At 33.7% G+C, this 15,035-nt stretch carries 14 protein-coding genes and 3 pseudogenes; 6 read left to right on the plus strand and 11 right to left on the minus strand.

What is annotated here, in order from left to right:
• Positions 1 to 76 precede the first annotated feature (76 nt).
• The 4 genes and pseudogenes from ABWU52_RS02300 (at position 77) to ABWU52_RS02315 (ending at position 4,106) form a co-directional block, all read left to right on the plus strand.
• Positions 77 to 742, plus strand: coding sequence for a RadC family protein (locus tag ABWU52_RS02300; RefSeq protein ID WP_265017289.1), 666 nt, complete (start codon positions 77 to 79; stop codon positions 740 to 742).
• Between the two features lie 162 nt (positions 743 to 904).
• Positions 905 to 2,087: pseudogene (locus tag ABWU52_RS02305) on the plus strand (hypothetical protein).
• Between the two features lie 86 nt (positions 2,088 to 2,173).
• A complete protein-coding gene (locus ABWU52_RS02310; protein WP_006013992.1) occupies positions 2,174 to 3,082 on the plus strand; it encodes a helix-turn-helix domain-containing protein in 909 nt (302 codons plus the stop codon).
• A 46-nt stretch (positions 3,083 to 3,128) separates the two neighbouring features.
• The gene (locus tag ABWU52_RS02315; protein WP_353277686.1) at positions 3,129 to 4,106 is read left to right on the plus strand and encodes a helix-turn-helix domain-containing protein; all 978 of its coding nucleotides are present in this window, start codon (positions 3,129 to 3,131) and stop codon (positions 4,104 to 4,106) included.
• Between the two features lie 95 nt (positions 4,107 to 4,201).
• On the opposite strand, the gene ABWU52_RS02320 is transcribed toward ABWU52_RS02315, so the two are convergent.
• From ABWU52_RS02320 to ABWU52_RS02370, 11 genes and pseudogenes are all read right to left on the minus strand, one after another.
• On the minus strand, positions 4,202 to 5,116 hold the full coding sequence (locus ABWU52_RS02320; protein ID WP_019236454.1) for a patatin-like phospholipase family protein: 915 nt from the start codon (positions 5,114 to 5,116) through the stop codon (positions 4,202 to 4,204).
• 8 nt (positions 5,117 to 5,124) lie between these two features.
• Positions 5,125 to 5,346, minus strand: coding sequence for a hypothetical protein (locus ABWU52_RS02325; RefSeq protein WP_108783956.1), 222 nt, complete (start codon positions 5,344 to 5,346; stop codon positions 5,125 to 5,127).
• 67 nt (positions 5,347 to 5,413) lie between these two features.
• Positions 5,414 to 5,947, minus strand: coding sequence for an ankyrin repeat domain-containing protein (locus ABWU52_RS02330; protein WP_353277386.1), 534 nt, complete (start codon positions 5,945 to 5,947; stop codon positions 5,414 to 5,416).
• Between the two features lie 52 nt (positions 5,948 to 5,999).
• Positions 6,000 to 6,944 carry a phage tail protein gene (locus tag ABWU52_RS02335; RefSeq protein WP_353277388.1) on the minus strand — a complete coding sequence of 315 codons (945 nt, stop codon included), beginning with the start codon at positions 6,942 to 6,944 and terminating at the stop codon, positions 6,000 to 6,002.
• Positions 6,945 to 7,154 carry a tail protein X gene (locus ABWU52_RS02340; protein ID WP_010081876.1) on the minus strand — a complete coding sequence of 70 codons (210 nt, stop codon included), beginning with the start codon at positions 7,152 to 7,154 and terminating at the stop codon, positions 6,945 to 6,947.
• A complete protein-coding gene (locus ABWU52_RS02345; RefSeq protein WP_275021086.1) occupies positions 7,151 to 7,498 on the minus strand; it encodes a phage tail protein in 348 nt (115 codons plus the stop codon). The genes ABWU52_RS02340 and ABWU52_RS02345 overlap by 4 nt, the downstream gene beginning before the upstream one ends.
• A pseudogene (locus ABWU52_RS02350) lies at positions 7,498 to 9,771 on the minus strand (phage tail tape measure protein). Before ABWU52_RS02350 ends, ABWU52_RS02345 begins: the two are co-directional and overlap by 1 nt.
• Before the next feature lie 109 nt (positions 9,772 to 9,880).
• A complete protein-coding gene (locus ABWU52_RS02355) occupies positions 9,881 to 10,000 on the minus strand; it encodes a phage tail assembly protein (RefSeq protein WP_353277389.1) in 120 nt (39 codons plus the stop codon).
• Between the two features lie 371 nt (positions 10,001 to 10,371).
• A complete protein-coding gene (locus ABWU52_RS02360; protein WP_353277391.1) occupies positions 10,372 to 10,629 on the minus strand; it encodes a phage tail assembly protein in 258 nt (85 codons plus the stop codon).
• Positions 10,630 to 10,701: 72 nt separating this feature from the next.
• The gene (locus ABWU52_RS02365) at positions 10,702 to 11,724 is read right to left on the minus strand and encodes an IS110 family transposase (RefSeq protein ID WP_353277393.1); all 1,023 of its coding nucleotides are present in this window, start codon (positions 11,722 to 11,724) and stop codon (positions 10,702 to 10,704) included.
• A gap of 60 nt (positions 11,725 to 11,784) precedes the next feature.
• Positions 11,785 to 12,590: pseudogene (locus ABWU52_RS02370) on the minus strand (IS5 family transposase).
• A gap of 189 nt (positions 12,591 to 12,779) precedes the next feature.
• On the opposite strand from ABWU52_RS02370, the gene ABWU52_RS02375 reads away from it, so the two are divergent.
• Positions 12,780 to 14,579 carry a peptidylprolyl isomerase gene (locus ABWU52_RS02375; protein WP_353277395.1) on the plus strand — a complete coding sequence of 600 codons (1,800 nt, stop codon included), beginning with the start codon at positions 12,780 to 12,782 and terminating at the stop codon, positions 14,577 to 14,579.
• 141 nt (positions 14,580 to 14,720) lie between these two features.
• Positions 14,721 to 15,035, plus strand: coding sequence for a 30S ribosomal protein S16 (rpsP, locus tag ABWU52_RS02380; RefSeq protein ID WP_006015540.1), 315 nt, complete (start codon positions 14,721 to 14,723; stop codon positions 15,033 to 15,035).

Below are 15,035 nucleotides of genomic sequence, written 5' to 3' on the forward strand. Positions count from 1 at the left end.
GGCCTTATGCCAATGCTGACAAAAAAACAGCAGTAAATATATAAAAACATTTTGTTATTAGTGAAGGGTAATTTTTATGAATAATAAGAAAGATCGTAGAGAAGAAATAGAATTCAGAGCATTAGAAAGCAACGGTAAAGCACTACTTGATCGTGAAGTAATAGAAACGTTTCTAAGTGCAGTGCATGACAGGGAAGAAGCTCGAATTATTGCTAGAAAGCTAATAGATAGTTTTGGAATAGGAGGAATTTTAGGCCAGGAAATAGATGACTTGAAAACTATAGAAGGGATAACTGACTCTACAGTAGCAGTAATTTTATGCCTAAAGGAAGCTTCAAAGAGGGTACCAAGAGAAGAGTTAAAGAAAGGACCTATAATGGATAACTTGGAAACCATCGTAAAATATTTAAGGGTGAGTATTGGTTATTCAGAGGAGGAAAAGATGAAAATAATATATTTTGATCAAAAGTGCCGTTTAAAGGGGGAAGAAGTGTTTACTGGTACAGTGGATAAGGTACCTTTTTACATAAGAGAAGTAACAAGAAAGGCATTAATAAGAAAAGCGACGTCAATAATAATATCGCATAATCACCCAGAAGGAAGGTTAAAGCCATCTGATGAGGATCAAGCTGTAACTAAAGACTTGGCTGAAGCTTGTCAGACTATAGGGATTAGGTTACTGGATCACATTATCATTACAAGTGTTGGATATTTTAGTTTTAAAGAGCAAGGACTGTTATAAAGCAGATATTTGAAGATTTTCATGAGTTGTTTAACTACTTGAATGAAGAAAGTATTTGCAAGTACATTAACCATTGCTTCTAATTAATGAGAAAGTATATATTGAATTAATAATAAAGTCGGTTGTAGACTTAGTAAAGTATATTTAATAGCGGAGGCTAATATGAGTAATAAAATAATTGTACCTTTTGATGATCAAGAAGGAGGTACTTACGAGTTAAACATTGATCTTGATAGATTATCAAAAGGTGAGGTGTTAAATGCTATTGTAGGAATAGGTGGTACTAAGGAGCAATCCACCTTTGTAAGCAAAATTAATAAGGCTAAAAAGCCTGAAGAAATAGCACCTTTCCCTGGTAGAGAAGTTCGCGAAAACAAAATCAACTATGGGAAAGGATTTGACTATGTTTATGGCACAAAACCTGTAAGTGATCAAGAAGATAAAAATCCATTTGCTTCAGCTTTGAAAAAAATAAAGCCAAGTGCAGAAAAGTTGAGCTGGTTTAAGAGTGCTGTGGTAAGAGCAAAAAGTCCAAATGAACTGCACAAGGTTGTAGACGAAGCACTAGCTGCTGGAGCAAGGCTAAATGCATGTAATGATGGAGAGTGGAGCCTCGCGGAATATGTGATACTGGGCACACATTTTCATAAATTTGATAAGGCTGATCGTAAAAAGCTAATACGTAAATTAATGCTAAACGGTGCAGAGTTTCATGATACTTTATTGGAGAATAAATTGATAGGTGAAATCTATAATGAGCTACAACCAGAAGTTCAGCCACAATGAGAGACTAGAAGAACTAGAGAAAGCTGGCGAAAGTGCTGTGCAAGAAGGAGGATTAATAGATGTTGAAATAGATAATACAACATCGTATATAGAATTTTCTGGGGATAGCAAGGTAGAGGTAGCCAAAATACTGAGAGAGCTAGGAAGTAATATTTTAAAAATTGGCAATGATGCAGTTGAGGTTAAAAGTGAGAAGGGAGGTATAAGAAACTATATCGATATGTCAGATGAAAGCTCTATTATATTAGAATTTCCTACAAGCATTGGTAAGCTAAATATTATATTGTACCACGATGTAAAAAAATATGATCAAGTACAAGTCAGAGTAGAAAATAAGGAAATGTGGTCTAAATTACAAGAAAGAGGCGAAGAAATAGGAAAAAATTGTCTTTTTGCTGGAGTAAAACTTAAAGAAGCAGTAGAAAAGGGAAGTTTTATGAGATGTGGCATATGGAATAGCAAGCAGCTTATGAAGGAGGTTGATAGCCCAAGTGAAAAATTGTCTTCATGGGTAGATAAAGTACGTGAAAATAGTAAAGAAACTTTTAGGGGGCTTTAATTCATTTATTTTAAGGTTCCAGAGTCTACCATTATATCTGGAGCCTTTGAGCTATAGTAGAAAATATTATATGTATGGTTCTTTGTATGGAAAAAAGTCTAGACTGTGAGGTAGGGCAAAAAGTAAAAAATTGGAGGTTAGAGAGAGGGTATACTCAGAAGGATTTAGCGGAGAAGGTTGGTGTAAAGTACTGGGCAATACTGCAATATGAAAAAGGGAGTCGTAAAATTCCAATTAAGAAATTATATGCTATAGCAGAAGCATTATCAGTAAATGTTAAAGGTCTAGTTTGTGGAGAGACGCTACCAAATGAAAAAAGATATTTTGAAGATGAAGAAATATTAAATTTAGTAAAGGGTTATAAAGATAAAGAATTAAGCGAGGTATTTTATTTATTAACCAAATTTATTCGTTTGAGTGAGGAAAGAAGCAGAAAAGCGGTAAAAATAGAAGTAGCAAGGGGTTTGATGAAAGTAGGAGTTTCTGCTCATGTTATCTCTCGAACAACTAACTTATCTATTGGTGAGTATGAGGAGAACAAAATTCCGGTTCCATACAAAGTAGGGCAAAGGATAAAAGAGTGGAGATTGATACGAGGATATACACAAAAAGATTTAGCGAATAAAGTTGGCATAACAAATCAAGGAATATACGAATATGAACAAGGGAGAGCTGCTGTCTCACTTGAAATGTTAGATGAAATAGCAAAGGTATTATCAATCAGTATCATAGATCTACTTCCCGAATCAGATGAGGATAGTGAAGCGGAAGAAAAGCTATCAAAGTTGATAGAAGAATACAAAAAGATTGAGAGTCGGGAATTACGCGATATGCTAATCAAGTCTTTATTTGAAGGTATACATGTTTATAGAGAAAAGGTCAGAGAGGAAAAGAAGATTGAAGTTGCAAGGAATTTAGTGAAAGAAGGAATTTCTGTTGATATTATCTTGCAAACGACAGGCTTATCAAATTATATGATTGAGAAATTTTTGTGATTTCATAAAAACTTAGCCAATAGTGGATTTTTTTGTGATAGAATATATGTTTGCTTCTGTAGGAAAAACAGCTTTTAGAGGATTTATCTATGATAATTCAGAGCATATTGGCTCAGTAAGCTACGAGCTAGGGAAAAAAATAGAAGGTTGTAGGATAGTACAAGGGTATACTCAGGCAAAATTAGCAAGAAAAATTGGTTTAACACATAAGGAAATACATAACTTTGAACTAGGGTGCAAGGCTATTACAATCAAAGAATCGTATATAATAGCAGGAGCATTGTCAGTCAATGTTATAGATCTACTTCCAGGACCAACAGTACTAAGAGAAAACAGTTGGTATGAAGATGAGGATAAAGAAATAGTCTATCTAACAAAAATACATAGAGAAATTAAGGATCAGGAATTACGCAAGAAGCTGTATCCATTAGTAAGGTTTGTATATATTAGCGAGAAAATTAGCCAAGAAGAAGCGAAAATAGAAGTAGCAAAGAATCTAGTGAAAGAAGGAGTTTCAGTTGATATTATTTTCCAAGTGACTCGCTTATCTACTTATGAATATGATGATATAGAGAAAGAAATTTGTACTGATTCTATACTCTACAAAGTGGGGAAAAGGATAAAAGAGCAGAGATTAATACGGGAATACACTCAGGAGGACTTGGCAAATAAAATCGGTTCAACACCTAAAGAAATACACGACTATGAACGAGGATATACAGACATTCCAATTGAAATATTATATAAGATAGCAAAGACATTATCAGTTAACATTAAAGCTCTTGGACTAACAGAATATGAAAATGAGCCAGTTTTGAGGTTTGTAGGTAAATGCGAAAAAATTGAGGATCAAGAATTACTGGATACGGTAGCTAGATCTTTATCTGAAGGAATGCAAACTGGTAAAGAAAAGGTTAAAAAAGCAGAGAAAATCAAGATTGCAAAAGATCTAGTTAAGGAAGGTATTGCTATTGATATTATTGTGCGAGCAAGTGGCCTAACTGCTGATGAGTGTGAAAATTGAATGTGTTTAAGATATAAGTAAAGTTAGTTAATGATTTAACCAGCAGAATTTGCTAACCAACTTTTTTGGCTCAGTTGAATTTTGCTTGGTATAAATTAAGATATGAAATCGCAAAGTTTATCTATTAATTTCTGGTTGTCCTCTATCATTGCATTTGCCTCTTGCTGAAGAGATTTGATATTTTTGAGTGTAATATTGTCCATCTCAGTCGATGCTACTTTCAATTGCGATTGTATTCTTATATATTTATCGTCTATTACTTGTTCTAGTTGATAATCAACGCAATCCAATCCAGAGGCAAACATCACATTCAGTAGTGGCTTGATCCACCCTATTTTGCCAAATTTCCTTGAGTTAGCATACTTTATACTTCTATCTGTTCCACCAGTGCCTATTGATAGCAGTATAATCTCATCATTTGGAAATAACCTCTTACCACTTGCATATGCACAAGCCGCTGGATTATTTGCAAACACTCCACCATCTATCAATACTCTCTCTGTTTGGCTAATTTTCAGACGTTTTGGTGTGAAGTACGTTGGAGCAGCTGTTGTAGCTCTGAGTGCATCTTTCAACTTAATGTTTTTTTCTTTCCAACTTTTGAAGAAAAATTCACAACTATTGTGAATGTCATAACTGGTGAGTAGTAGATTACTCGCAACATCGGCCATAGTACTTTCACCAAAGTATTTGTTGAGAATAAATTCCATATTTCTATATGAGTACTGAGAACCACTCAGCCAAGAAGCAATTGATTTTCTCCAAAATGATGATTGAAAGATATATGCTCCATACTCTTGGTAAAGTTCAACCAAATCATTGGCAGAGTATTGAAGTTTATTGCTTTTACAAAGTCCAGCAACAATAATCCCACCGGTTGAGGTTCCTGCCATTAAATCAAAAATCTGGGAAATTGGCTTTTTTGTCCTAGATTCAATTTCTGCTAGAATAATGGCAGGTATTATCCCTCTAATGCCACCTCCATCTACAGATAAAATGTACTTTGTCACTGTAAAATTTATTTGTGTTTGTGAATAGCTTCAAGTTCGTTGACTTCTTCAGTGAGATTTTTCACTCTCTCTTCAAGTCGATAGACTATTTCGATTAGTTCTTGGTTTTTTTCTACAAATTTATCATGGATATGTACACGTAGGTCGAGTTTTGCCAACCACCAGATTAACCCTACAGTCTGTACAACTATTGTTATTATTACCGCTATTGGGATTTTTTGCTTTTTCATGTGAAAATATTAACTTGTTATGGATAGTTTTGGAAATTTATATGCAGATTATAGAAAACTTACAGCTTTAGTGATTACTTTTTGTTGATTCGTATTGATCTTCTGCTTTAGCAAGTAGCTTTATGATTTCCTTGTAAGGTTTATCTTTATTGTGCCTTGACCTTAATACAGCTACATCTCTTGGATTTTTTCCATCTGTGTCTCTAATGGTAGGGTCTGAACCTTTGTCTAATAAAAATCTAATTATCTCCAATTTGCCTTCATATGTAGCTGCATGTAAAGGTGTCCATCTTTCATATTTCGTAGCATTTATATCAACTCCTTTTTCTACTAGGAATTTTACAACCTCTGCACATCCCTCTTCTGCAGCATAATGTAGTGCTGTTAATTTAGGGATCTGCACATTAATATCTAATAGATTTTCTACTAAGAATTTTACAGTCTCTAAGTTACAATTTTGAGAAGCAATGCGTAATATCGTTTTATAATTATCTGCAGCCTTTGCCTTCATGTAGGAATAGGTAGCAATAATACATACTATTACTGTTATAAGCCACCAAAAATGCAGCTTGTTTTTTGTATCTTGACCCAATTTATCCATATTCAACATCTTTTTAATATTAAATAGATCATTTACTCATTTTTTATTAACATTACTTACTCAAAGATGCTGACAACATAGTAAGGTAACCTGAGCTATTTAAAGTATGCTCCGCTCTATTAACTATCCATTCACCATCTACCGCTTGGTTAAAGTCTATAAGATTAAGTTTAGCTTCTGCAAATAACTCTGGATTACCAGGTATAGTGATATCCAATACTGCATTATTTCGCTTTAGTTGTTTTAACTTAGCATTTGCTGCACTTAGTGCTGATTCTGCATTTGAGTACATTTCTAACATAATATAACTTGGCTCGCCGCTACCAACTGTTTCTTTAATAGTTTCACCCTTTTCATAGCTATGCCATTTTGCCACTACTGAATTATACTTATCACGTACGGTAAAATGCACTTTCCAGTTAATTGTATCTTGAGGTCTAATAGTCGTTGTTCCTAAAGCTTTTCCTGTGGCTGATTTTGCCATATTCTTTGAAATAAACAATATATACCCACCAGCTAATTTTGCCATTGCTTCACGCTCTGTTGCGATCTTTGTTAACAGACTTATATCACTTTCATCTGCCTGATTAATATGGGGTATCAATACATTCTTAAATTCCTCAGCGACTTTGTATCCATATCCATGTTTTTGGGCTATTTCTTTTACTAAGTTTTCTATGGTAATTTTGCGCCATTCTTTTGATACTTTTGCCTTCAAAGATATTCTTAAATTTGTTGCATGAGCTTTGATTAGTAGAGTCTTAGGTGGACCCTGTATAGTCACTTCGTTGACTGTATATATACCCATTGGAAAGATTCCAATTTCCTTATAACCTAGTGCTATGTTCAATTCATTCGGAATATCTATGCCTTCATCCCTGTAATCAACACACACTTCAACTACATCATCTATTATTCCTGATTCATCTGTAAGGTGCAATGATATAACTCTATCTTTAATTGATTCACATTTATCTATTATAAAATCTGGCTGCATTTATTCCCAGACCTTTAATTTTGACTTTTGTACTATTTTCTTAATAGTAGGAAGCTTTATCTTTAATCCTGCGGGCAAAAAGCTTCCATATTCTGCCAAACCCAAGTTCTCTGCTAGTACTAATTCCACTACTCCATCAGTAAATCCGTAATGTTTCCAGCAAATCAGATCTAACATCTCATTTTCTTTACTCACATAGTATATAGTCATCTATAGCTTTTTAAACTCAAACTAAATTCAATTTTTCTCGGTAGTCCATTAGGTAAAAAATACATCTGCTTTTCTTCTAACCTAGTAATTACGAATTGTCCTAAAATATTACCTAAACTATCTACTAAAATATGTGGTTTTTCAGTTTCTTTCACACTCTTTAATTGATTTAGCACGTTGAGATTATGCAGATAAATCATTCCTTCTAAATCTATATTTTCTACACCTTGACCGATATTTTGTAATAGTGGCATATTTTCAATACACTCAATCGTGCTCCAACGATTTTCTCTGCTATACTTTAAACTTGTGGAAGCAAACTTATACGGACCAAGAGATAGCATCAATAAAATGTCTCTACCGTATCAAATAAAACATCACGTGACTTTTCTCTTATCCTTTTTATTACTTCATCTGCAAGACTACGAACATCTTGGTTAGGTTCTGCTTTAATGCTGATAGTGTAATTATTAGTGATGTTCTGAGTTTTATTTTGTTCTTTATTTTCAAACTTACTCCTTGCAAATATCTTATCGCTCTCTGTCTCCTCAATAAGGCTTTTGACTCTGAAGCTATTTTTATTTCTCTTTGAAAATTCTTTAATTATACTGTTACCTAGCACAGGATTTCCACTGTTGAGAATATTACTTTTTAGGGGAGTGTGCACTGCTTTTACTTCAGTTTTTCTTTTTTCAAACTCTTTCAGTGGGCTATTTCCCAATACTTTTCCAAATATACTTTCACCTATCCATGAAAAAGCTTCTTCTATGGGTTTTATTATCGATTTCCAAAAGCTAGAGAAAAAGTCTTTTACCTTTTGCCAGTTAGTTATAACAAGTGCTGCGCCAGTGACAAGTCCAGTAATTAAAAGTCCTATAGGGTTACTCATTATAGCGAGTGTTACTGCTCTTAGTCCTGTTACTACTGCAGGAAAAACTGTAGCTGATAAAAATGAAAATACTCCAAGTAGGTTTGCTTTCAGACTAAAAATCGTACTTCCTAGCAATGTAAATCAGTATCCTAGTCCCACTGCTACAACTTTTAAACTTATCAAGGCTGCTACAGTACCCATGATTGCTTTGGTTAAAGTTGGATATTTTTCTGCAAATAACGCTATGCTTCTAGTTTTTTCTTGTAAAAATTCAGCTATAGATTTTAAAGTAGGCAGCATCACTGAACCCAGGTTCATACCAACTTCAGCTATTGCGTTGCGAAGAAGTCGTAATTTACTGGCTGTGGTGTCTACACGGTTTTGAAATTCTTTCTGCAACGAGCTCTTGTACTCTTCTGTGTCAGCTAGTAACCTTATAGCATTTTCGTATTTGTTAAAACTTCCAGCTAATAATGCAATATCATCTTGATATTCCTGACCGAAAAGTTTCATAAGGATTGTAGAACGTTCCTGGTTATCCATTTTCTTTAGAGTTTGAAAAAAATAGAGTAATGCTTCTTCGCCGTTTTCGCTTATTCTTTGTACTATTTCTTCTGCAGTTATGCCCATTTGCTCTAATGCTGCTTTAAAATCCCCTCCTTGTTCTTCAGCAGTCTGAAGTTTACTAAGTAGAGCATTTATAGCAGTTGCAGCTTTTGCTGGTTGTTTACCTAAACTAACGAAGGCATTTACTAAACTACTTGTTTCCTTGATGTCAAGACCAAATTGTTTTGCAGTACCACCAACTATTGCTAGAGCTTCAACCATATCTTTTGCTTTGGCAGCAGTGTTATCTGATAAGTGATTGATTACATTACCAACGTATTCCATTTTACTAACATCAATTCCATAAACGTTAGAGAGTTTAGCTATAGAATCACCTGCTTGCTCTGCAGACATATCAAATGCTGTAGACATTTTTGCCACTGTTTCTGTAAACATAAAAAGATCTTCTTTCTTGATACCAAGTTGACCACCACTTGCAGCTATTTGTGCCAGTTCTGCGGCTGATAATGGTATAGTACGTGACATCTCTTTTAACTTCTTTGCAAATTTAGTTGCTTCATCCGTTCCTTTTTTAAAATCTACCACTTTTGTAACATCAGCCATAGCACTTTCAAAGTCAATTGCAACTTTAACTGGAGCTGCAAGCGTTAGCCCTAGCCCAATAGTCTCTATAATTTGTGACTTAAAATGTGCTTTGCTTGCTAAAAAACTTTGGTGACTACGTATTGCAGATCCAAGCTTACCATACTTACCTTTTAATACTTCAATAGAAGAGCCAAGTTTATGTTGGTCACTTACTAAGTACTTAATATTTCTTCCACTTTTCCTTACTTCTTCATTAAATGAATGCAAAGCATCTCTCTTTTTCAAATATGCTTCTTTTGCTTTTATTGCAGAGGTTTTGGCCTTGTCAAATTCTGCTTTTAAGGTTTTGCTCGGTTTCTCTATTGCCTTCATTTGTTTAGCTAAAGATTTTACTTGATCTTCAAAGCCTTTCCATGACCTCTTGCTAGTCAAAACATCATGACCTAACTGCTTAAACTTTGATACTGATTTTAAAGATGAGTCAAGCTTTCTTATATTCTCACCAAGATGAGTAAGTTGACTGCTACTTCCTTTTATTGCAGTACTGAAACTGCCATCTAGGACTGCTCCAATTTTTATAGATAACGTTGACATTGTACCTTCCTCGCTGCTTCATGCCATAAGATAAATTCACTGATTTCCATATCAAGCAAAGGCTCAATTCCACTACCAATAATAGAACTGAGCTCGATTACTTCTGACCTCAAGTTTTTTGGGTAATTGGTGAAAAAAAATCCTTTAATACCTCTTGTACTTTTACATAATCAGCAATATCTAACTCTTCAATTGCTTCTTTTGCAACTGATGTTAGATTGGCAGTCAAAGTTACTTCTTTACTAAGGTCACTACCATTTAAGCGTTCAATTGCAAGATACCGTCTTGTGAGTCAATAAAAAAATTATTCAAACTGTACCGTAATCAAAAAATACTTCCAACCCACATCCTGTATAGCGTTATACACTAACCAACAACATTTAATAAATTTGTGTAAGGTACTATTCCACATAAGATGCGATAAGAGCATTTTTTGATTTTAAACTTCAGATACCATTTTGTTAATCAGCAAGAAAATTCAAGATTAACATTTAACTTCCTTTGTTGCTTTACACCATAGAATAAACTCATCCATCTCCATATTGAGTATTTGCTCAATTCCACCACCCGTGACAGAGCTGAGTGCAAGTACTTTCGACCTCAAGTTTTTTGTATAATCGGTGAAAAAAAATCCTTTAGCACTTCTTGTACTTTAGCATAGTCTGCAATATCCAACTCTTCTATAGTTTCCTTCGTAACCGATGTTAAATTTGCAGTTAGGGTGATTTCCTTACTCAAGTCACTACCATTTAAGCGTTCAATTGCCAAATAATCCCTAACTTTTGGACGCCTAATAGTTAGCTCTGCAACAGAAACCCCATCAACTGTTATTGGATTATTGAGTATTATTGTTTGCATAAGTTTACACTCCTAAAAAATAAAATTCTAAAGTCTTTTGTAATTAATATAGATTGGAAGCATTTTTTAATTTTAAAGTACTAAACCTTTATTCAACCTTCTAGCTCTGTAGTTCTTGATATGATCTGGGTCAAAAGCCTTTCTTGAACTTAAAACACCAAAGACTATATGAAGTAACTTACGCATTGCAGCACCAACTATAGACATAGCATGCTTGCCTTTTTCTTTTAATTTTTCGCAAAAAGTCATAACAATAGGATTGTGATTCTTAGCTACTATAGCAGGAAAATACATTGCCTTACGTAATGTTTGTAAACCGGTTTTACTTAATCTGGGCTTGGCATGTACAGATGAGCCTGATGTTATATTTCGTGGTATAGTTCCAGCGTATGCTGCCAATTGCCTGGCATTTATAAAGGCTTTTATATCAGGAACTTCAGCTAAAATAGCTATTGCTGATTCCTCTCCTATTCCTGGAATAGTTAATAGGAGTTGAAAATCCTCCAACAAATCTTTGTGTTGTTTTAATAGTTCACGTATGGAGTTTTTTATTGTTTCTATTGATTGTTCTATGTTCATTGCAAGGCTTTCCCAAGCATTTACAACTTCTTCAGATAGTCTCTCTTTTTTTTCTAAATGATTATTTACTAATGTTAACTCATTTTTTAACGCATCTGAGCAACGATAAAGATGTTTTAATTTTTTCTTTTTAGGAGATGGTGGCATCCAACGGGAAGGTTCCTGTTTTTGACAATAATCTGCAATAATCTCTGCATCAATCTGATCATTTTTTTGTCGTGTAAGCTTACTTTTTGCATAAAATCTTATGCAAGCTGGGTTTACAACACTAACAAAATGTCCAGCATTGTATAGAAATTCAGCTAAAGCCTCGCTATAACAACCCGTGAATTCCATGCAAGCTTTTACTTCTTCTACATTATGTTTTTGTAGAAAGTTCAGCAAACCTTGAAACCCTGTATCATCGTTTTTAAACTTCCGTTTTCTAGTTTCACGTTTTCCTTTTTTACTTATAAATGAGAGAGAAACATCAAAGTGTTCTTTTGAAACATCTATACCTAAAAAGTTGTTGATCATATGTAACTCCATATACTACTATTAAAAATGAAAAGTAAGGCTTACCTTGTGAATACAGAATTAGAACCATTTAGGTCTTTCTATGATACCGTCCAGCCTGTACTTTTGAGGAGGAAAGAAGTAAAAGCAAATTTGTAGGCTAGTATTAAGTTTACGCTCGCAATTTTTCCAAAGTCGCCTACATTTTTCCAACCAGGCAAAAGAAGATCTCTCAACAACCCATCTTTTTGGCAATACAGAAAAGGTGTGTAATTCGCTTCACCTCAACAGTTGCACCAATAGTTACTTTCATCTGTGTTGCAAAATTTTCTCCAGTGTAGCCTGCATCAACCAGTATGTTTTTAACTTCAGAGAGACTTTCTTTAGCATTTTTAACCATTGTCAAAGCACTACTACGATCAGTTATTTCTGCCGTTGTTATATGAATTGCGTGTGTCAAACCTTGTGTATCAACTGCGATATGACGCTTTATTACTGAAATTTTCTTGCCAGCATCATAACCTTCTTCTTCAGCAGTATCGGTATTTTTTACACTTTGGGCATCAATGATGCAGAAGCTTGTTTTAGTATTACGACCACTGTTCTCTCCAACCAATTTTTTTTAAGACAATTTCTAGAACACTTTCTCTATCTTCATTCGTTTTTTTACTCCATTTCTTGAAGTAATCGTAACAATTTCGCCATCTTGGAAACTCTTTTGGAAGCATTCGCCATTGACAGCCACTTTTTAGTACATAAAGCACACCACAAAATAACTCATATAAACCTAATCTTCTTGGCTTTGTTTTCTTTCGCACGCTTTCTAAAATTAGTCTAATCTTTTCGAATTTTTCACAACTTATGTCACTTGGATATGTATTCCTCATACTTTACCTCATGTCAACTATACCTCATCTTACCATATTCAGAGATCACTTACAGGCTCTTAGGTTAATATAAGCTTCCATTCAATTTAATACACTATAATATTACATATATTAGCTAATTTGTTAATAGATTTACAAAGATTAAATTATTGCTATTCTAAATTTAAGTGTTAGTTAACTGAGTTTACAATGAGTATTAGAAATTTTTTTACCAAGGCAATCGTTCTCCTTTTAGTTTGCTTATTAATCTTTATGGGGATTGGCAATCTTTTATCAAATGATGATGAAAGGAAAGAATTAGCTAAAGTAGGAAAGGAAGTTATAACATCAGATGAATATAAATTACTATATCAAAATTATGAAAAGCAAATTTCTGGATCTGATGTAAGTAAAGAACAAGTAAAAAAGCTGAAATATGATTTACTTAACGCACTTATAGAGCAAAAACTATTGTTTAACCTAATTAGCGAACTTGGATTAAAAGTTGGAGAAGAATCTATCAAAAGCCATATAAAAAATACCAAGTACTTTCAGGACGATAAAGGAGAATTTGACCATAATAAATTCCATCAAACTCTAAATAGCCTGCATATAACAGAAAAGGAATATATAGAAAAACTAGAGAAAATCCTGCCTGCAATGATGTTCATAACTTCGTTATTTAAAGATAATTATCCGGTAACTTTTGGTGAGAGTGTTGATGAGCAGATATACAAAAATCGCTACCAAACTAGAGTAGTTGATATTGTTAAAATAACTGAGGATGCAATTACAGACGTTCCTGAACCAGATGATCAAGCCTTACTTGATTTGTATGAAAGAAATAAGTCCAATTTTTATTACCCTGAGTATCGAACTGCGCAATACATTTCTCTGGATCAAAAATATTTTGAAGATCAAATCAGAATTTCAGATGAAGAGGTTGATAGTATAATAGAACATCAGGAACTTAAAAATCAAAGAGACATATTCAATGTGATATTTCCTACCAAAGAAAAAGCTGAAATAGCAAGAAGAGCACTTGAAGAAAGTAAAGCAAGCTTTGAACAAATAATAGAAGAGTTTAATAAAGTGAAACTCGATGAAACCAGAGTAAATAATATAACTAAGGATTTCTTACCTGAAAATATGAGAGAAAAGGTATTTGCTCTCAAAACAGGTGAAGTAAGTGAAGTTTTAACAAGCAATTTTGGATGGCACGTAATAAAGGTAGAAAGCATACATCAAATCTCTGATGAAGACTTGGTTGATTTAAAAAAAGACATAAGGTCAGTTTTAACCAATCAAAAGTCTTTTGAAAAAGTCAATGATTTCATAAATCAAGTGAATTATAAGATATACAATGGTGCAACGATTGAAGAAATCTCCAATAATTACAATTTACCTATACAAACCATTGGTCCAGTAGATGCTAGTGGAAAAGACCAAAGTGGTAATGAAGTAGGAAATTCCAGTGATTTCATTTCTTTCATTTTTTCACGCGAAAAAGATCAGAAGAGTTATTTTAAGGGTGTTGGAGATACTGTTGTTGGTGTAAAAATCAGTGATATCATTCCTCCTAAATTACAAAATTTTGAAGAAAGTAGGGAATCAGCCATAAAGCTTTGGCGTAGTGAATTTATAAAAGAAAGAATGTTTAAAATGGGACAAGAAGTAGCAGTTCAACTAAGAGAAAAGACAGATTTGGAAGAAATGCAAGGTATAAAATTGGTTAAAGGCCAGCAAATACAACGCAATGAACAAAACTACCCTTTTTCTTTCATAGAAGAGATTTTCAATATGAAAACAACTAATTCGGTAACAGATCCTATTCAATACAATAATGAAATTATAATAGGCGTTCTAAAACAAATGCATTCATCAAATGGTAAATTAAACATGCTTGACACCGGAAAACGTGTGATGATATCGCTAAAGGAACAGTTAATTAGCTATCTAAAATCAAAGTATAGAGTAGAAGTTAATCATGCTATGATTGATGATATATAAAAAAGTTTATTATCCTAGATCTTCCTTTTATGAGTGATTGGAGGGGGCTATATTGTATTTTTAGGTAAAAGAGGTACAATTAGTTTGACTTGAGCTGTTTATTGTATTTAAATTGTAATTAATATATGAATAAAGGTTGACATGGCAGTTAAAATAAGGTTAGCAAGGTTTGGGGCAAAGAAACGTCCTTTTTATAGGATAGTTGTAGCCGACTCACGAGCACCAAGAGATGGGCGCTTTATTGAGAGAATAGGACAATATGATCCAATGTTGCCAAAAGACAATAAAAATCGTGTTGTGGTAAAAGCTGATAGATTAAAACATTGGCTAAGTGTAGGAGCGCAAGCAACTGAAAGGGTAATGTGGTTCATTAAAAAAGGCATAGTAGATTTAGAAACAGAATCGAAAAAAATAGAAAAGAAAAAAGTTGAGAAAGTACAAGGGCAAGAAGCATAA

It is taken from the genome of Wolbachia endosymbiont (group B) of Villa cingulata (assembly GCF_964028285.1).
Taxonomy (GTDB): domain Bacteria; phylum Pseudomonadota; class Alphaproteobacteria; order Rickettsiales; family Anaplasmataceae; genus Wolbachia.